This window comes from Nocardiopsis sp. RV163, from assembly GCF_001029525.1.
Classification (GTDB): domain Bacteria; phylum Actinomycetota; class Actinomycetes; order Streptosporangiales; family Streptosporangiaceae; genus Nocardiopsis; species Nocardiopsis dassonvillei.
In genome coordinates this window covers 1-17,997 of the sequence record NZ_LEKI01000123.1, presented here as the reverse complement: position 1 = coordinate 17,997, position 17,997 = coordinate 1, and the positions used below count along the sequence as shown (strand labels likewise).

The window sequence follows — 17,997 nt, the reverse complement described above, 5'->3', positions numbered from 1 at the left end:
CTGGGCGCGTGTGTGCGCCGTTGGGTTCTCACGACTTCCCGTGCGGCCCCGGAAGGGGCCACGGTGGCCGTGTGGGGGAGGCGCACCTGTCGCCACTGCCGTCCCGCGGGCGAGGGCGGGGGAGTGGGCGGGCGTTCCCCGCCTCCGTACGGAGGTTGCGGTGGACCGGGGGACCGGCCACCGGGGGCGGTGGCCGGACGGAGCCGAAGGCGTCCTTCGGTCCGGGCCGGGACGTGTGCATCCTAGCCGTGAGTGGTGTCCCCTGGGCAGGTCAGACCGGGGGTAGCGGGGCGAATCGTCACTGTTTTGTGTCGGTTGTGCAGGAACTCATCCCGCGCGTGACGCAATCGTGACGCCGTTCCCCGCGCGGTCGCGCCCCGCGCGGGGTAATGGGGCGTCCGTCGAGGGCGCCGCCGGATCAGAACATCGAGATGTGCACGTGGTCGAAGTGGTTCTCGGTGATGCTGCCGCGGTCGGCCATGTCGCGCCAGCCCTCGTCGCCACGGCGGATGTCCCAGATCTGCTGCCGGTAGATGATGTACATGATGCCGAGGCGGTCGGCGTTCTCCTGGGCCCACTCGGCGATCGCGTAGCCGCGGTCGACCTGCTCCTGTGAGGGCGTGTTCCCGTTGGGGTCCACCATGAAGTCGCAGGCGCGGCCCTTGGGGTGCTCGCCGACCACCCAGCCGCCGACCTCCCGGTAGCAGCCCACGCCGCCCACGTCCCTGCCCTCGCCGAACTCCTCGATGATCAGCTCGCGCATCTGCTCGGTGCGCGGGGTGATGTTGTACTGGCCGCCCATCGGCTGCACGGGGTGGTCCGCGATCATCTCCTGGACCTCCTCTCGGCGCCCCTCCAGCTCGTCCAGGTCCTCCTCGGCCGCGGCAAGCTGCTCCTCGGCGTTCTCCTGCGCGGTCTCGTCGCGCTCCAGGGCCTGGCTGAGCTGGTCGATCTTGTCCTGGTTGCTGGTGGACAGGTAGTCGATCACCACCGCGCGGTCGATGATCTCGTCGGGGTCGGCCTCGACGAAAAGCGACATGGACAGGCCGATTCCGCTGCTGGTGTAGGTGGCCACCGCGAGGGCGCGTACCTGCTCGCGCGCGTCCTCCACGTCCTCGCGGGTGCTCTGGGCCCGCTCCTCGGCGCGCTCGGCCTCCTGGATGACGCCCTCCATGTCGCGCAGCTCGCCGTTGAACTCCTCGCTCAGGGTGTCCGCGCGGTCCTGGAGGGCGCTCATGTCCTCCGGCTCGGCGGGCACCGGCGCCGCCACCGCCGTGCCCTGGGGTGCGAACAGGAATCCGCCCAGCACGGCCAGCGCCAGCGCGGCCACACGCGCGCGGCCCGGGCGCGCAGCGGCTGCTAGGAGCCGCGCCGTGTCCCGTGCGCGGCCCGGCCAGCTGAGTTCGGGAGGGTCGGGAGCCCAGAAGTCGGCGAATTCGTCCACTCGGCTCAGGTCGTCGGGCTGCACGGTGCGGTCGCTCCTCGGGCCCGCGCGGCCCCCGGGCGAGGGGGCGGAGCGGGCACTGTTTCTCGTCGTTTCCCCAGCGGGGCCGACAGCCGCGGGAGCGGCCTTCGGCCCTGGTCTCCCGCGCACACCCGGGAGCCGGGGGCGAGAGTAAAGGGACCGTCATGAGTGTAGGCACTCGCGCGGTTATTCGGGAGGGACAGGACGAATCCACCGTGCCGTGAGGGCCCCGATGTGGTGGAGGTAACCCGATCCGAACAGGGAAATCGGGTGAACCGACCCTTTTCCCCGTGGTTGAGTGGGAAACGTGAAGGCTTGTGCGCACGATCCAGCGACCACCGCGCCCACGCGGTCGGACACCGCCGAGCGGTGTCTTCCGCTGCCCGGCGGGCGCTGTCGTGTCCGCCCGGTCCCGTGGACCCGCCCCCGGCACCCGGACACCGGGGGCTGAGGCCCGCCTCTCTGACCGGCCCCGGTGCGCGGGGGCCGGTTCGTGCGCCCACGGGGTTCCGGAGGCGGCGGAGTCGGGTTCTCCCGGGAGAACCGCGCCGTAGGCGTCCGTTGAGGGTGGTGGCGGACGACGGGTGGGACGAAGTGAAGCGGAGGTCCGAAGAGGCACCGCCCCCGAGGGCGGTGCCTCTTCGGACCGGCCGTTACCGGCGCCCGCCCGACCACCGGCGCGCCGCCGCCCGCGCCCTCGGGGCGCTTCCATACGCTCGGACGCGGGCGACGGGCCCGCGCCGGACCCCGCCCCGGGCGCCACACCACCGCCAGACGTCGATGGGAACACCGTGATTGACGCAGTGGGCCTCCACAAGGCCTACAGGTTGAAGAAGCACCGGGTGACCGCCCTGGACGGGGTCGACCTGCACGTCGAGCCCGGCGAGGTCTTCGGTGTGGTCGGCCAGAGCGGCGCGGGCAAGAGCACCCTGCTGCGCTCGGTCAACCTCCTGGAGCGCCCCGACGCCGGAACGGTCCGGGTCGACGGCGAGGAGCTGACCGCGCTGCGCGGCGCGCGCCTGCGGGTCGCCCGCCGCCGCATCGGCATGGTGCACCAGCACTTCGCACTGCTGTCCTCGCGCACCGTCGCGGGCAACGTGGCCTTCCCCATGGAGGTCTCCGGCGTCGACCGCGCCCGGCGCAGGAGGCGCGTGGGCGAACTCCTCGAACTCGTGGGCCTGGGGGACAAGGCGCGTGCCTACCCCTCCCAGCTCTCCGGGGGCCAGAAGCAGCGGGTGGGCATCGCCCGCGCGCTGGCCTCCGACCCCAAGGTGCTGCTCAGCGACGAGGCCACCTCCGCGCTCGACCCGGCCACCACCGACGCGATCCTGGCCCTGCTGCGCCGCCTGCGCGACGAACTGGGCCTGACCATCCTGCTGATCACCCACGAGATGGACGTGATCAAGAGGATCTGCGACTCCGCGGCGATCATGGAGAACGGCGCGTTCCTGGAGTCCGGCCGGGTGCTCGACCTCATCGGCACCCCCGGCTCGCTGCTGGCGCGCTCGCTCTTCCCGCTGCCCGCGCACGGAGGACCCGACACGGTCTACGTCACCTACCCGCGCTCCTTCGACGAGCCGCTCATGTCCGAACTCACCCGCCGCTTCGACGTGGACGTCAACATCCTGGGCGGCGGCGTGGAGGAGGTCGCTGGGCAGTCCGTGGGCCGCCTGAGCGTGGACCTGCGCGGCGACCGCCGCGACCAGGCGCTCGCCTACCTGTCCGAGCACGGCCTGCTGGTCGAGGAGGCCCGCAAGTGAGCACCAACCCCGCCGACGTCCTGCACCTCGCCGCCGCCACCGGGGGCACCGGCCCCTGGGACGCCGTCGTCGCGTTCGTCCAGGCCTGGCCCGCCATGTGGCCCGACCTGTGGCTGGGCACCCTGGACACCGTCTACATGGTGTGGTGGGCCACCGTCGTCAGCGTCCTGTTCGGCCTGCCGCTGGGCGTGCTGCTGGTGGCCACCGACCGGGGCGGGCTCATCCCCGCGCCCGCCGTGCGCGCCGTGCTCAGCGCCGTCGTCAACATCGGCCGCTCCCTGCCGTTCATCGTGCTGATGGTGGCCGTGCTCTCCCTCACCCGCTTGCTGGTGGGCACCACTCTGGGCCCCACGGCCGCGATCGTTCCCCTGAGCATCGGAGCGATCCCCTTCTTCGCCCGCCTGGTGGAGACCTCCCTGCGCGAGGTGGACCGCGGGGTCGTCGAGGCCGCGCACGCCATGGGCACCCGCCGCGTCACCATCGTGGGCAAGGTGATGCTGCCCGAGGCCATGCCCGGCCTCATCGCGGGCCTGGTGATGACCGTGGTCACCCTCATCTCCTACTCGGCGATGGCCGGCGCCATCGGCGGAGGCGGTCTGGGCGACCTGGCCATCCGCGAGGGCTACCAGCGCTTCAACGACCACTACCTGTGGGCCACCGTCATCCTGCTCATCGTCATCGTGCAGATCGCGCAGAGCCTGGGCGATCTGCTGGTGCGTCGCCTGGCGCGGCGCTGACGCGACGGGGTACACCAGAGAACGACCCCCTCCCCCCGCGAGTTGTCCCGGCGGCACGGAGGGAGAAGGCGATGGCCGAGGACTCGAGGAGGCGCGCCGTGCGGGGCGCAGCCGCGGCGACGGCGGTGGCCCTGTCGGCGGCCTGCGGCAGTCCCAGCGAACGGGCGCGGGAGGAGACCGGAGGGGAGGACGTGACCGTCCTGCGGATCGGCGCCACGCCGACGCCGCACGCCGAGATCCTGGAGTTCGTCGACGAGAACCTGGCGGCCGACGCGGGGCTGGCCCTGGACGTGTCCGTCTACACCGACTACAACCAGCCGAACGCGGCGCTGGCCGAGGGCGAACTGCACGCCAACTACTACCAGACGCGGCCGTTCCTGGAGGAGTACCTCCAGGGCAACCCGGACGCCGACCTGAGCTATGTGACGGACGTGCACCTGGAGGCCTTCGGCGTCTACTCACAGGAGCTGACCGACCTGGCGGACCTGCCCGAGGGCGCGCGGATCGGCGTGCCCAACGACACCTCCAACACGGGCCGGGCGCTGGACCTGCTCGACACCGAGGGCCTCATCACCCTGGCCGACACGGGCGGGGAGGCGCCCTCGGTCGACGACATCGCGGACAACCCGCTCAGCGTCACGGTCACCCCGGTGGAGGCGGCCCAGTTGCCGCGCTCGCTCCAGGACCTGGACGCGGCGGTGGTCAACGGCAACTACGCCTTGGAGGCCGACCTGGTCTCCACCGCCAACGTGCTGGCCTGGGAGGAGACCGAGGACAACCCCTACGCCAACGGGCTGGTGGTGGCCACGGACGACATCGGCGACGAGGAGATCGCCCGGCTCGACGAGCTCCTGCACAGCGGCGAGGTGCGCGCGTTCATGGAGGAGCGCTGGCGGGGCGTCGTGGTCCCCGTCGGTGGGGAGGGCACCTGAGGCCGGTGACGCGGAACCGTCTCCGGTGCCGCCTGCCCGTAACGTTTGGATTGCGGTGATGAGGCTGTTGATTGACATCAAGGTACTTCTCTGTTTCTTTTATGGGAGCGCTCCCAAAACGATGTCCCCTCGTCATGGAAGGTGCGTACACCAGCAGTGAACAACCGCAACGATTTCCCTGAGGGCTTCCTCTGGGGGGCGGCCACCGCCTCGTTCCAGATCGAAGGCGCCACGACCGCCGACGGCCGCGGCCGCAGCATCTGGGACACCTTCGCCGAGACACCCGGCAAGGTCCTGGGCGGAGACACCGGCGACCCCGCCGACGACCACTACAACCGCTACGCCGACGACGTCGCGCTCATGAGCCAGCTCAACCTGGGCGCGTACCGCTTCTCCGTCGCCTGGCCGCGGATCATCCCCGAGGGCACCGGCGCCGTGAACCAGGCCGGGATCGACTTCTACGACCGCCTCGTGGACACCCTCCTGGCAGCCGGGATCCAGCCCTGGGCGACCCTCTACCACTGGGACCTGCCCCAGCCGCTGGAGGACGCGGGGGGCTGGCCCCACCGCGACACCGCCTACCGCTTCCGCGACTACGCCCAGGTCGTCGCCGAGGCCCTCGGCGACCGCGTCAGCAACTGGATGACCATCAACGAGCCCTGGTGCTCGGCCTTCCTCGGCTACGAGAACGGTCACCACGCGCCGGGCCACAAGGACCCGGCCGCGGCGCTGGCCGCCGCCCACCACCTGCTGCTGGGCCACGGCCTGGCCGTCGAGGCGATCCGCTCCACCGGGCACCCCGCCCGGGTGGGCCTGGCCCACAACCAGGCGGTCATCCGCCCCCACGGGCCCAGCGCCGCGGACGCCCGCGCCGCCCGCCGCGCCGACGGCGTGCGCAACCGCATCTTCACCGACCCCCTGCTCAAGGGCCGCTACCCCGCGGACGTCAGGGAGGACCTCGCCGGCGTCACCGACTTCTCCTTCATCCAGGACGGCGACCTGGAGATCACCTCCGCCCCCCTGGACTTCCTGGGCGTCAACTACTACTCGCCCGAGTTCGTCGCCGCCTCGGCCAAGGGCCTGGACCCCGCGCTGGTCAGCGGCGAGGGCGGCGCCTGGCTCGGCGCCGAGCCCGAGGAGGTGCACGTCTCGCAGGGGCTGCCCGTCACGCACATGGGCTGGGAGATCGACCCCACCGGCCTGTTCGACGTGCTCTCCCGCCTGGCGGGGGAGAGCGGCGGCATCGACCTCTACGTCACCGAGAACGGCTGCGCCTTCGAGGACACCGTCACCGAGGCCGGCGAGGTCAACGACACCGACCGGATCGACTACTACGAGGGCCACCTGAGGGCGGCCAAGGAGGCCGTCCTGGCCGGAGTGCCCCTGCGGGGTTACTTCGCCTGGTCGCTCCTGGATAATTTCGAGTGGGCGTGGGGGTACTCCCGCCGGTTCGGCATCGTGCACGTCGACTACGAGACGCAGCGCAGGATCGTCAAGGACAGCGGGCACTGGTACGCCGAACTGGCCAAGACGGGTCAGTTCCCCGAGCGCCGGTAACACGTCCCGTGGACGCCGCCCGCCGCGCGGCGGGCGGCGTCCACGGAGCACGTCCTGGAGTGCGCCGGGCCTCCGCCGCGCACGCGGCGGAGGCCCGGCGCACCGCGGAAGGACCGTGGGGTGTCCCGAGGGGCACCCCACACAGTCGTTCCGGGCGGGTATGACCGTGGATGCCCGTCGCACACGCCGCCGCCCCGGGGAAGCAGTCCCCGGGGAAGGCGGGACACGATCCCAGAGGGAGCCTCGAAGTGGCCAAGACCGGTGCTGGTCGGAAGCGTCCGACCCTTGAGATGGTGGCGCAGCGCGCCGGGGTCGGACGAGGGACCGTCTCGCGGGTGATCAACGGGTCCGCTCAGGTCAGCCCCCGCACCCGGGAGGCCGTGCACGCCGCGATCGCCGAACTCGGCTACAGCCCGAACCAGGCCGCGCGCACCCTGGTCACCAGGCGCACCGACACGATCGCGCTGGTCGTCTCCGAGCCCCGGGACCGGCTGTTCTCCGACCCCTTCTTCGCCGACATCATCCGCGGGGTGAGCTCGGTCCTGCACGAGCGCGACCTCCAGCTCATGCTCACCACGGCCCGGACCGAGGCCGAGCACAAGCGCGTGGGCGACTACCTCAGCGGCTTCCACGTGGACGGCGCGCTGCTGATCTCCCTGCACAGCGACAACCCGCTCTCGGCCCGCCTGGCCGAGGCCGGGGTGCCGGTCGTCCACGGCGGTCGCCCGCACTCGCCCGAACAGCCCGCGCCCTACTGCGTCGACATCGACAACGTCGGCGGGGCCCGGATGGCCATCCGCCACCTCCTGGACCGCGGCCGCCGACGGGTGGCCGCCATCACCGGCCCCCTGGACATGAACGCCGGAGTGGAGCGCCTGCGCGGCTACCGCGAGGTCATGGCCTCCGCCGGGCTGGAGGTGGACGACCGGCTCGTCGTGCAGGGCGACTTCAGCGTGGAGGGGGGAGCCGAGGCGATGGAGCGGCTCCTGGACACCGGGCTGGAGCCCGACGCGGTGTTCGCCGCCTCCGACATGATGGCGCTCGGCGGGCTGCGTGTGCTGCGCGCACGCGGTCTGAGCGTGCCGGGGGACGTGGCCCTGGTGGGCTACGACGACACCGTCATGGCCCAGCACAGCGACCCGCCGCTGACCACCGTCCACCAGCCCACGGTGCAGATGGGTCAGGAGATGGCGCGACTGCTGGTGGACGTGGCGATCCCGCGCGCGGCGGAGGCCGAGACCGTCATGCTCGGCACCCACATGGTCGTGCGCGAGTCCGGCTGAGCCGCGGGGCCTCCCGGCGCCGCCCGAGCCCGCGCACGCACCCTTCCGCAGCGCTCTGACCCGCTCGTTCACGCCCTCCCGGGTGGACGCGGCGCGGTGACTGTGCAAGGCTGGTCGCGATTTCGCGGGAGACGGTGGGAGCGCATGGAGCGGGAGCCGACACACAGCCGGTGTGCGATTTCCTCGTGCGGATGGTGCGAACGGGACGGCGTCGAGTGCCGGTTCTGCTCCGGCACGGGCTGGTGGCGACCCGAGCGGCCGCATCGCGACGGCAGCGGGGTGATCGTCTGGCTCCGCGTCGACGAGCCCTGCCGCGGGTGCGCGGGCACGGGCAAGGAACACAGCCCCACCGCCGCCCTCTGAGCGGGGGCGCGCCGCCCCTTCCGCGGTGGACAAGGAGAAGCACATGCGCTGGGTGACCTATCTGTCGCCGAGCGGCGGCAGCGAGCGCGCCGGAGCCCTGGACGACGGCGACGTGCTGGGCAGCCCCGACCCCGTCCGCCTCGCCGACCTGCTGGAGGCGGGCGGTGACGCCCTGGCCGGGGCCCACGAACGCGCCCTCGCCGCGCCGATCGAGATCATCGTCGAGCCGGAGGCGCGCATGTGCGCCCCGCTGGTCCCCGCCGATCCGGTACCGGTCCGGGCGGGCGACGACGTCTGGCGGGTCCCCCCGGAACTGGTGCGGGGCTCGGACGACGCCGTGCCGATCCGGGCGAGGTCGGCCCGCGTGGGCGTGGCCGCCGTCGCCGGTGCAGGGGCGCCGGTGAGCGCCTACACGCCCGCCTGCCTGTGGCTGGACGGCGAGGGGCAGCCGGTGCAGCTGACCCTGGGGCCGGTGCTGACCACCGCCGACGAGGTGCCCGGGGAACCGCTGAGCGTGAGCGCCTCTGTGGAGGAGGGGGAGTTGGGCCGCGGCCTGGCCGACCCCGCCCACGAGTGGCTGGTGTCGGGCCCCGGGCGGGTGCGCGCTCTGCTGCCGGTGGCGACACCGCCGCTGGAGACCGACGACGAGCTGTTCGTGGACGCCGACGTCCTGGGCACCTTCGAGGTCCGGGTCGGCTCCCAGGTCTGACCGCGACCGCGGGCGGACACGCGTGTTCCCCTTGGGCCTTCGCTTCGCTTCGTCCCACCCGTCGCCCGCCACCACCCCAACGGACGCCTACGGCGCGGTCCTTCTTGTGTTCGGGCGCCCAAAGAGCGGGAACCTTCGGCGCCTACACCGGGTTGGCTCGTGCCCACCCGTCGCCCGCCACCACCCTCAAACGACGCCTACGGCGCAGTCCTTCCGCGAAAACCCGCCTCCGGCACCTCCAGAACCCCGCGGGCGCCCGGACGACCCCTCAGTGCCTGAGACCCGGTTCGAAGAACTGGCTCTACGGGGTGAACTCCCAGTGCCAGGGCTCGAAGCCGCCCCGGGCCCAGGGCGGGTTGTGCCAGCCGTGGGCGGGCGCGCGGGCCAGCATCCACTGGTGCTCGGCGGTGCCGAGGCTGTTCACGCCGCCGCACAGGTCCACGGCCAGGCCCAGGCCGTGCTGGCTGGTCCCGGGCCGGGCGGCCATGCCGGGCAGCATCTCCTGGAACAGGCGCACCTGCTCGTGGTAGGGCCGGTAGGAGTCGGCCACGCACATCGGCCGTCCGAACGCCTCGCGGTAGTCCCCGTCGAGTTCGATGAAGGCCTCGGCCGCGTCGGCGCGCAACCGCTCGCCGGGCTGGGGCAGGGGGCACAGCACGGACTCCGGGATCCGACCGTTGGCGTGCGCGGTCGCGACGCCCCCGGAACAACCGTGGTCGGCGCTCTCCGCGGCCGCGATTTCCTCCCCGGGCTCCTTTTCCCTCTCGCCATCATGCCAATGGCCGTTGTCGTCTTTTTCGTCCTCCGCCGAAACGGCGGCGACGGCGGCCTCCGCCGAACCCCCGGAGGAGTTCGCCGCCCGCGCGTCGCGCAGGGCCTCCTCGCGTCGCCTCTCGGCGGCCTCGGCGTCGCGCACCTCCGCGAGCCGGGCCTCCAGCCGGGTCTGCTCCTCCAGCAGGTCCTCCAGCGCCGCCTGCTGGTCGGCCACGGCCTCCACCGCGTCCTCCCGGGCGCTCTCGGCGTCCTCGACCGCTTCGGCCTGCTCCGTCCGAGCGGTCTCGGCGATCCCGGCGAGGGTGTCGGTGGCCACCCGCGCGGCTTCGGCACGGCCCACGTCGGCCTCCCGGTGCGAACCGAGCAGGGTGAGGTAGGCGCCCCGTTCGAGCATCCCGGCGGGCCCCTCGGGCCCGGCCCAGGCGGTGACCATGCCCAGCTCACCGCCCTTGTAGGCGGTGGCGGCCTGCCGGGCGGCGGCCAGGCGGGCCGCCTCGCCGCGCTCGTCGGCCTCGCCCGCGCGCTCCCGCGCCTCGCTGCTGCGCTCGGTCAGCTCGGCGAGGCGTCCGCGCTCGGCCTCGTAGCGTTCGATCTTCTCCGACGCCTCCCGGCGCAGCGTCTCCATGCCCGCGCGCAGCGCGGCCAGTTCCACCTGTACGCTCCCCAGCGCGGTTCCCCCCGAGTCGCCGGCGGAGGCGGCGCCGGGTGCGGCGGTGGAGAGGCAGAGCAGTACCGCGAGGCCGGCCGGGAGCGCGGTACTGACCGAAAAGGCGCGTACGGAGGGTCTGCGGGTTTTCCCGCCACCCAGACCCTCCGTTTTCGTTATGTCACCGAGCGTGTGCGATTCAGGGCGTGACGAGGTACGCATTTCCGCTTCCTCCCCGGGACCTGCGTCTACCGTCTTGTCACGATGTCATGTCAGTGGGGTGTTGGTGGGGAAGCTGGCGGTGTGTCCAAAAAGTTACCTCGACCCCGGGGTGGTTTCGGACGCTATCCCTGACCTGCTGCATCGGCCATAATGCCGACAATGGCGGGCATTATGTACCGTTCGGGGGAAGAAGATCCCACCGATCGCCGTCAAACAGCCGAAGCGAGTCCTTCGCGCCCATTGGTACGCTATCCACCGCACGCGCACCTACGGAGATCTTCGGGTGCGCGGCTCCTCTCATCCCAGGCGAGTCCAGCGGACAGTCTTCACATCTCCCCACATTCCCGCCGCTTCCGGCTCGGCGGACCTCCTGGTCTGTACCGGTTTCCCCGAAGAGCCTTCGGGCGGAGCGGTCAACCCCTGGGGTCCAACCAGCCGCTCGAAGCGGCGACACGAAAGGTTGCGAGGGTCCGTGTCGACACGAGCGACGAAAAACGGGGCCGGCGCGCAGAGCGAGGCAGCGCAGGCCGAACATGCCGATGCCACGCCCAAGCGCAGAGCCGACTGGTGGCGGCCACGTAACTGGCGGGTGCGCTCCCGACTGGTGGCCCTCATCGTCATCCCCACCGCGGTAGCCCTGGTACTCGGCGGCCTGCGGGTCTACGAGGCGGCGGTCTCCACCGTCACCCACGCGCACATCCAGGACCGCGCCGAGGTCGGCGTCCTCATCGTGGAGCTGGCCAACCAGCTCGGCCACGAGCGCAGCGCCAGCGCGGTCTACATCTCCGACAACGCCGACCCCGCGCGGCGCTCGGACGAGCTGCGCCAGCGGATGGAGGAGGAGCGCGACGCCTCCCGCGATCTGCAGCAGACCCTCACCGCCCGCCTGGACGACATGGGCGAGGTGGACAACGAGACCGCCACGAGCCGCCTGTCCAGCATGCGCACCCAGCTCTCCACGCTGGACGCCCTGCGCACCGAGGTCGACGAGACCCGCATCACCGTCCTGCCGGTGGTCACCAAGTACCGCACGATCACCCGTTCGCTGACCGAGTTCAACCAGACGATGGCGGACGAGACCGGCGACACCGACCTGCGCGAGAGCGTGCGCACGCTGACCGCGCTGTCCACCGCCCGGGACCAGCTCTCCTACGAGACCGCGCTGATGGGCCACTCCCTGGCCCGCAACACGATGACCGGCGGTATCGCCGAGGCCATCGACTCCGCGCGCGCCCGCTACGAGAGCGAGATCTCCAACTTCGTCCAGGCCGCCTCCGAGGAGCAGCGGCAGATCTTCGACGACAACTTCACCGGCCTGGAGGTCAGCCAGGTCTCCACGATGCGCATGCGCGTGATGTACCGCGCCGACCGCGGCGACGACCTCACCGGTGTGACCGCCAACGACGGCCCCGAGGACTACCGCGAGATCGCCGACGTGGCCCTTGGACGCCTCCAGACGGTCGAGGAGGGCCTCGCCGAGGGCATCGCGGCCGACGCAGACTCCCTTCGCGACGGGGCCATGGGCCGCGCCCTGATCGACCTCTTCGTCGTCGTGGCCGTGCTTCTGGCGGTCTTCGTCCTCACCTCCCTCGTGGTCCGCTCCCTGGTGCGCCCCCTGCGCGCCCTGGAGGACGGCGCGCGCCGGGTCGCCGAGCGCGACCTGCCCGACGCGATCAACCGGATGCAGGAGGCCGGGTCGGTCCCCGAGAACGTCAAGGTCACCCCGATCGAGGTCGACACGCACGACGAGATCGGCGAGGTGGCCCGCGCCTTCGACGACGTCCACCGCGTCGCGCTCACCCTGGCCTCCGACGAGGCCGCGCTGCGCAGCAACGTCAACGCGATGTTCGTCAACCTGTCCCGCCGCAGCCAGACCCTGGTGGAACGGCAGTTGCGCCTCATCGACGGTCTGGAGCAGTCCGAGCAGGACGCCGACCGCCTCTCCGACCTGTTCCAGCTTGACCACCTCGCCACGCGCATGCGCCGCAACAACGAGAACCTGCTGGTCCTGTCCGGCCAGGACAACACCCGCAAGTGGGCCCAGCCCGTCCCGCTGGTCGACGTCCTGCGCGGCGCCGTCTCCGAGGTCGAGCAGTACGAGCGCGTCAACGTGCGCGCCCCCTCCCACATCTCGGTGCTCGGCCGCCCCGTCAACGACGTCATCCACCTGGTCGCCGAGCTGGTGGAGAACGCCACCTCGTTCTCCCCGCACGACACCGAGGTCCTGGTCAGCGCCAAGACCCTCGACAACGGCGGCGTCCAGGTCGACGTCACCGACAGCGGCATCGGCATGGCGCCCGAGGACATGGCGGCGATCAACGCCCGCCTGGCCGCCCCGCCGGTCATCGACGTCGCGGTCTCGCGCCGCATGGGCCTGTTCGTGGTCTCGCGCCTGGCCCACCGCCACGGCGTCAAGCTGAGCCTGGAGGAGGCCCACGGCGGCGGAACCACTGCGCACGTCATCTTCCCGCCCGACCTGCTGATCACCCCGGTCGAGGGCCAGCACGCCCTGGGCGGCGCGGACAGCCGCCCCGAGCTCACCTCGGGCGCGCCCAACACCTACGCCGACGCCGAGGCGGCCTTCGCCTCCACCCCGGCGCCCGTCGAGCCGAACGACCCCTGGCAGACCCAGGAGAGCGGCGGCGTCCCCGGCGACCTGGGCGGCCTGCCCAGGCGCCAGCCCACCGGATCCCACACCGAGGAGCACCCGCCCAGCGGCCAGGACCTGTGGGGCAACACCAGCACCGGTTCGGTGTGGGACACCACCAGGGGAGCCGGGACCACCGGAGCCTCCTCCGGCGGCGCCAACGGCCGTCCCGTGGTCGACCCCTACGACGCCCCCGAGGACGACGAGCCCCAGAGCCCGCAGCCCGAGACCGGCGGACGCAACTTCTTCGACCCGAGCCCCCGAGGCGACTCCTTCGGCGGCGGCTCCGTGGGCCGCTCGTCGGACACCGGGTCCTTCAGCAGGCCCTCCGACACGGGGTCCTTCCGCCGCCCCACCGGCGACACGGGCGAGTTCCGCCGGCCCGCCACCGACACCGGCGCGTTCCGCTCCACGGCGAACGAGTCCTACGACGCGTTCGGCGGCGCGGGCGCGCAGCCGGGCGGCCACACCGGAGCCCCCGCCGGAAGCGGCGCTCCCTCGGGCAACGGAGCCTTCTCCGACAACGGCTCCGGCCACGCGTTCGGCGGCCGCGACACCGGCGCCCACGAGCGCCCCGCGGCCCGCGAGCGCGACGACAACACCGAGACCTTCCCGGCGGTCCCCTCGTCCCAGGACGGCGGAAACTGGCGCTCCGGCGGCATCGACTCCCGCGAGGGGTACGGCTCGACCGCCTACCTCTCCCGCCGCTACGGTGGCGCGCAGGGGCCGAACAACACCGTCGTGCCGCCCACCCCGTCGGGTGAGGAGAGCGACTCGCTGCCGATCTTCGACGCGATCGAGTCCAACTGGTTCAAGCGCCGCAGCGGCGGCCCCACGGTGGACACGACCGAGACCGGCCCGATCCGGCAGGTCCCGGCGGCTCAGGAACAGCGCCCCCCGGCCAGCACCGACCAGGCGCCCCGCTCCACCCAGGAGTGGACCTCCGAGGCCGACCGCGGCTGGAAGGCCGCGCGGACCGCGGCGGAGCCCAAGGCGGACGGACTGACCACCTCGGGCTTGCCAAAACGCGTTCCCAAGGCAAACCTTGTTCCGGGGACGGCGCCCAAGCCGGAGAACTTCAAGCAGATGCCCACGCGCAGCGCTGACCGCGTCCGCAACCGCTTCTCCGGCTTCCAGAAGGGCGTCCGCGAGGGACGGGACCGGCTCGGGGAAGGCTCGACGGAGGGGTGACCTCAGTGGAACCTGGCGGGACGGGGTCCCCCTTAATCCCGGGGGCTGGATGCAATAGCATCTACCGAGCTTCTCGGACGCGTCTTACCCACAGCTCGACGAGAGCAGAACACCAGACTCCCGGCCACCCCCACGGGAGGGGCCGGGCAGTTCGTAGAGGCAGTGCTGTCACATGCCGTGCCGGCGGTAGCAGTGCCCAGAGACCAGCCGGCGAAACTGGACAGGAGATCAGATGAGTCGACAGGTGAATGAACTCAACTGGTTGATCACTGACTTTGCCGACCGTGTCCCCGACGTAGCCCACGCGATCGTCGTCTCCTCTGACGGCCTTCCGTTGGCCTCGTCGGCGGGCTTCCCAGCGGACCGGGCCGACCAGCTGGCGGCCATCGCCTCCGGTCTGTCGAGCCTGACGCAGGGTGCTGCCCGGGTGTTCGAGGGTGGAGCGGTCGCCCAGACCGTCGTGGAGATGGAGCGGGGGCTGATGCTCATCATGGCCATCAGCGACGGCTCCTGCCTGGCGGTCCTGGCGTCGGCTGAGAGCGACCTGGGTCTGGTCGCGTACGAGATGACCCTGCTCGTCGAGCGGGCGGGGCGGGCGCTGACACCAACGGCGCGCACCTCGGGAATCCACTGAACCACCACCGACAGGAGGAAGTGGTGGCACCTCACAGTAGAGATGCCGGGAGCGCCTCGTGGTTCGGACAACAGCCGAGCGGTCCCCCCACGGGGGGAATGCCGGCGGTTCCGGGCGGCGGAGATGTTCCCCGACCAATCCAACAACCGTACGACCAACGATCCGCTGCGGGGAGCGCGCCCAGTTCTCTGGTCCGTCCCTACGCGGTGACCAAGGGCCGCACCAAGCCGAAGTCGCAGCTTCCCCTGGAAGCCCTGATCTCGGCCACCGCGGCGGCCCGCAACGAGTCTGGGACGCTGACGCCCGAATGGCAGGCGATCAGCGACCTGTGCCGGGAATGGCGTTCCGTGGCGGAGATCTCCGCGCTGTTGCGGATGCCGCTCGGTGTGGCGCGGGTGCTTGTGGCGGACATGTCCGAGCAGGGACTGGTCCAGATCAGGTCCTCGCTCAACAACGACGCCCGTCCCAACACCAACCTGCTTGAAAGGGTGCTCAGTGGACTTCGCAAGCTCTAGCCCAGCCGAGGAAGGCGGTGCTGGGGGAACGCGATGACGTCGGTCAAGATCGTCGTCGCCGGGGGCTTCGGTGTCGGGAAGACGACATTCGTTGGCTCCGTCTCCGAGATCGTGCCGCTGACCACCGAGGCGGTCATGACCAGCGCCAGCGTCGGGGTGGACGACCTCGCAAAGACGCCGGACAAGCAGACCACCACCGTGGCGATGGACTTCGGCCGCGTCTCCCTCGACTCCGACCTGATCCTGTACCTGTTCGGCACCCCCGGACAGCACCGGTTCTGGTTCATGTGGGACGACCTGGTCAAGGGCGCCATCGGCGCCGTCGTCCTGGTGGACACCCGCCGCCTGGCGGACTGCTTCCCCGCGATCGACTACTTCGAGGAGGCGCGTCTGCCCTTCATCGTGGGGATCAACGGGTTCGACGGCTACTACCCCCACGCGGCCGACGAGGTCCGGGACGCGCTGACGCTCAGCCCGGAGATCCCGATCGTCCAGGTGGACGCCCGTGACAAGGCCTCCACCAAGTCGACGCTCATCACCCTCGTCGAGCACGCCATCACGGTGGGGGACCCCGAGGGCGCGGCCGGACAGCCCACTTCCACGGGCGGCCAGAGCTCCTGGCGCTAGGACGGCCACCCGGGCCGGGGTCCCGCACAGAGCACGGCCCGGTTCCCGTCGGACGGGAACCGGGCTTCCGTGCTGGCATCATGGCGCCATGAGCTCTTCCTCCCAACCCGACCCGGGGGCGATGACCCGGCGGTTCCGCGAGGTGGCCGAGCGCGTGCTCGACTCCCTGCTCCACGACGCCCCCGAGTGGGCGCTGGACCTGGGCGACACCCGTGGCGCCTCCCGCCTGTCCGACCGTTCGGTCGAGGCCGACATGCGCCGCGTCTCCGTGCTCACCGACGCCCTCGGCTCCCTGGACGAGATCGACCCCGACCTCATCCCCGTCGGCGACCGGGTCGACCTTGAGGTGCTGCGCACCCGCGTCAGCGCCGACCTGTGGCACACCGCGGAACTGCGCCCGCACACGTGGGACCCGCTGCTGTACTCGCCGGGGGAGGCCCTGCACGCCCTCGTGGAGCGCGAGGCCCTGTCCCTCCCGGAACGCCTGTCGGCGCTCGCCGCGCGCTGCGCGGCCCTGCCCGGCCACCTCGCCACCGCGCGCTCGCGCCTGTCGGATGGCCCCGGCATGCCCCGCGTGCACGTGGAGACGGCCCTGGCCCAGGCGGCCGGGGCCCGGGCCATGCTCGTCTCCGACGTGCCCGCGGGAGCGGCGCCCCCCGCTCTGGAACCGTCCCGCGAGGCCGCCCTGGCCGCCGTGGAGGAACACGCCGCCTGGCTGCGGGACCGTCTGGAGACCGCCACCGCCGACCCCCGTCTGGGCGAGCGCGACTTCGCCGCCCAGCTCTGGTACACCCTCGACTCCGAGCTCTCGCCCGAGGCGCTGCTGGTGCGCGCCGAGAGCGACCTGCTGGCCACGGAGGAGGCGATCGCCGAGGCGGCGGCGGAGTACCTGGGCGGGGCGCGCCGCCGCGAGGGGGCGGCCGAGGCGCTCGCCGATCTGGCCGCTCGGGGCGCCACCGGCGCCGACACCGTCCGCCCCGCCTGCGCCGACGCCCTGCTGCACCTGAACGAGCGGGTGCGCGCGCTGGACATCGTGACGGTCCACGACGACCCGGTCCGGATCGTGCCGATGCCCGAGGCCCGTCGCGGGGTGTCGGTGGCCTATTGCGAGCCCCCCGGCCCCCTCGACCCGCGGTCCGGGGAGCAGCCGACCCTGGTCGCTGTGGCCCCGCCGCCCGACGACTGGCCCGCCGAGCGCCGGGAGTCCTTCTTCCGCGAGTACAACGCGGTCATGCTGCGCGACCTCATGGCCCACGAGGCCGTTCCGGGTCACGCGCTCCAGCTCGCCCACGCCGCCCGGCACGAGGGCGGCACCCGGGTGGGCCGGGCCCTTTGGAGCGGCACCTTCGTGGAGGGCTGGGCGGTCTACGCCGAGGAGGTGCTGGCCCGCCACGGCTGGTCCGGAGACCGGCGCGAGGACCTGGCGCTGCGCCTGGTGCAGCTCAAGATGCGCCTGCGGATGATCATCAACGCGATCCTGGACGTGCGCCTGCACACCGGCGACATCACCGAGGCCGAGGCGATCTCCCTGATGACCCAGCGCGGGCACCAGGAGGAGGGCGAGGCCGTCGGCAAGTGGCGCCGCGCCCAGCTCACCAGCGCCCAGCTTTCCACCTACTACGTGGGCTACGCGGAGGTCTCCGACATCGCCAGCGACCTCGCCCTGGCCCGGCCCGCGCTCACCGAGCGCGAGCGCCACGACGCGATGCTCGCCCACGGCAGCCCGCCCCCGCGCCACCTGCGCACCCTGCTGGAGCTGTAGGAACGCCGCCACCCGCCCGTAGAGCGCACAGCGGCGGTGCGCCGTAGGGGGTTGCGGTGGAACGGCCTGTGGCCGTTCGCCCCTGGGAAGCGGCGTAGAGCGTGGCGGTGCCTGCTTCAGCGGCCACGGACCGCCGACCCCGCAGGGCGCGGTGCGCTGGGACCCACCCGAAC

14 protein-coding genes are annotated in these 17,997 nt (G+C 72.2%); 12 read left to right on the top strand and 2 right to left on the bottom strand.

All coding sequences use genetic code 11. The features are described 5' to 3' along the window. Positions 1-418: 418 nt before the first annotated feature. Entirely contained in the window at positions 419-1,468 is a 1,050-nt protein-coding gene (locus ABD54_RS19470; protein WP_047870944.1) for a hypothetical protein, read from the bottom strand. 800 nt (positions 1,469-2,268) lie between these two features. On the opposite strand from ABD54_RS19470, the gene ABD54_RS19465 reads away from it, so the two are divergent. From ABD54_RS19465 to ABD54_RS19435, 7 genes are all read left to right on the top strand, one after another. Continuing rightward, positions 2,269-3,225 (top strand): methionine ABC transporter ATP-binding protein, encoded by a 957-nt coding sequence (locus ABD54_RS19465; protein ID WP_047870943.1) that lies wholly within the window; start codon positions 2,269-2,271, stop codon positions 3,223-3,225. Continuing rightward, the gene (locus ABD54_RS19460; RefSeq protein ID WP_047870942.1) at positions 3,222-3,962 is read left to right on the top strand and encodes a methionine ABC transporter permease; all 741 of its coding nucleotides are present in this window, start codon (positions 3,222-3,224) and stop codon (positions 3,960-3,962) included. The genes ABD54_RS19465 and ABD54_RS19460 overlap by 4 nt, the downstream gene beginning before the upstream one ends. 71 nt (positions 3,963-4,033) lie before the next feature. Next, complete coding sequence (locus ABD54_RS19455) at positions 4,034-4,894, top strand: MetQ/NlpA family ABC transporter substrate-binding protein (RefSeq protein ID WP_047870941.1); 861 nt, start codon at positions 4,034-4,036, stop codon at positions 4,892-4,894. A gap of 156 nt (positions 4,895-5,050) precedes the next feature. Continuing rightward, positions 5,051-6,451, top strand: coding sequence for a GH1 family beta-glucosidase (locus tag ABD54_RS19450; protein WP_047870940.1), 1,401 nt, complete (start codon positions 5,051-5,053; stop codon positions 6,449-6,451). Between the two features lie 248 nt (positions 6,452-6,699). Continuing rightward, a complete protein-coding gene (locus ABD54_RS19445) occupies positions 6,700-7,734 on the top strand; it encodes a LacI family DNA-binding transcriptional regulator (RefSeq protein WP_047870939.1) in 1,035 nt (344 codons plus the stop codon). A 144-nt stretch (positions 7,735-7,878) separates the two neighbouring features. Next, a complete protein-coding gene (locus ABD54_RS29105) occupies positions 7,879-8,097 on the top strand; it encodes a hypothetical protein (protein WP_026337935.1) in 219 nt (72 codons plus the stop codon). A 43-nt stretch (positions 8,098-8,140) separates the two neighbouring features. Further along, positions 8,141-8,806: a hypothetical protein gene (locus ABD54_RS19435; protein WP_047870938.1), complete on the top strand. Its 666-nt coding sequence runs from the start codon at positions 8,141-8,143 to the stop codon at positions 8,804-8,806. Positions 8,807-9,107: 301 nt separating this feature from the next. Here ABD54_RS19435 and ABD54_RS19430 read toward each other — a convergent pair whose 3' ends face one another. Continuing rightward, the gene (locus ABD54_RS19430) at positions 9,108-10,232 is read right to left on the bottom strand and encodes a M15 family metallopeptidase (protein ID WP_200904142.1); all 1,125 of its coding nucleotides are present in this window, start codon (positions 10,230-10,232) and stop codon (positions 9,108-9,110) included. An 805-nt stretch (positions 10,233-11,037) separates the two neighbouring features. Between ABD54_RS19430 and ABD54_RS19425 the strand changes: the two genes are divergently transcribed. The 5 genes from ABD54_RS19425 to ABD54_RS19405 all read left to right on the top strand — a co-directional run bounded on the left by ABD54_RS19425 (position 11,038) and on the right by ABD54_RS19405 (position 17,824). Beyond that, positions 11,038-14,286, top strand: a complete 3,249-nt coding sequence (locus ABD54_RS19425; RefSeq protein WP_053063624.1) for a nitrate- and nitrite sensing domain-containing protein — start codon at positions 11,038-11,040, stop codon at positions 14,284-14,286. A gap of 232 nt (positions 14,287-14,518) precedes the next feature. After that, positions 14,519-14,920 (top strand): roadblock/LC7 domain-containing protein, encoded by a 402-nt coding sequence (locus tag ABD54_RS19420; protein ID WP_013151865.1) that lies wholly within the window; start codon positions 14,519-14,521, stop codon positions 14,918-14,920. 98 nt (positions 14,921-15,018) lie between these two features. After that, a complete protein-coding gene (locus ABD54_RS19415; RefSeq protein ID WP_223839293.1) occupies positions 15,019-15,435 on the top strand; it encodes a DUF742 domain-containing protein in 417 nt (138 codons plus the stop codon). Between the two features lie 33 nt (positions 15,436-15,468). Then, entirely contained in the window at positions 15,469-16,062 is a 594-nt protein-coding gene (locus tag ABD54_RS19410) for an ATP/GTP-binding protein (protein WP_013151867.1), read from the top strand. Positions 16,063-16,183: 121 nt separating this feature from the next. Then, positions 16,184-17,824: a DUF885 domain-containing protein gene (locus tag ABD54_RS19405; RefSeq protein WP_200904143.1), complete on the top strand. Its 1,641-nt coding sequence runs from the start codon at positions 16,184-16,186 to the stop codon at positions 17,822-17,824. The last annotated feature ends 173 nt before the right edge of the window (positions 17,825-17,997 follow it).

Bases quoted from the DNA above. Each gene is read 5' to 3' on its own strand.
- ABD54_RS19420 (WP_013151865.1), top strand. From the start codon at position 14,519: ATGAGTCGACAGGTGAATGAACTCAACTGGTTGATCACTGACTTTGCC.
- ABD54_RS19405 (WP_200904143.1), top strand. From the start codon at position 16,184: ATGACCCGGCGGTTCCGCGAGGTGGCCGAGCGCGTGCTCGACTCCCTG.
- ABD54_RS29105 (WP_026337935.1), top strand. From the start codon at position 7,879: ATGGAGCGGGAGCCGACACACAGCCGGTGTGCGATTTCCTCGTGCGGA.
- ABD54_RS19415 (WP_223839293.1), top strand. From the start codon at position 15,019: ATGCCGGCGGTTCCGGGCGGCGGAGATGTTCCCCGACCAATCCAACAA.
- ABD54_RS19410 (WP_013151867.1), top strand. From the start codon at position 15,469: ATGACGTCGGTCAAGATCGTCGTCGCCGGGGGCTTCGGTGTCGGGAAG.
- ABD54_RS19455 (WP_047870941.1), top strand. From the start codon at position 4,034: ATGGCCGAGGACTCGAGGAGGCGCGCCGTGCGGGGCGCAGCCGCGGCG.
- ABD54_RS19435 (WP_047870938.1), top strand. From the start codon at position 8,141: ATGCGCTGGGTGACCTATCTGTCGCCGAGCGGCGGCAGCGAGCGCGCC.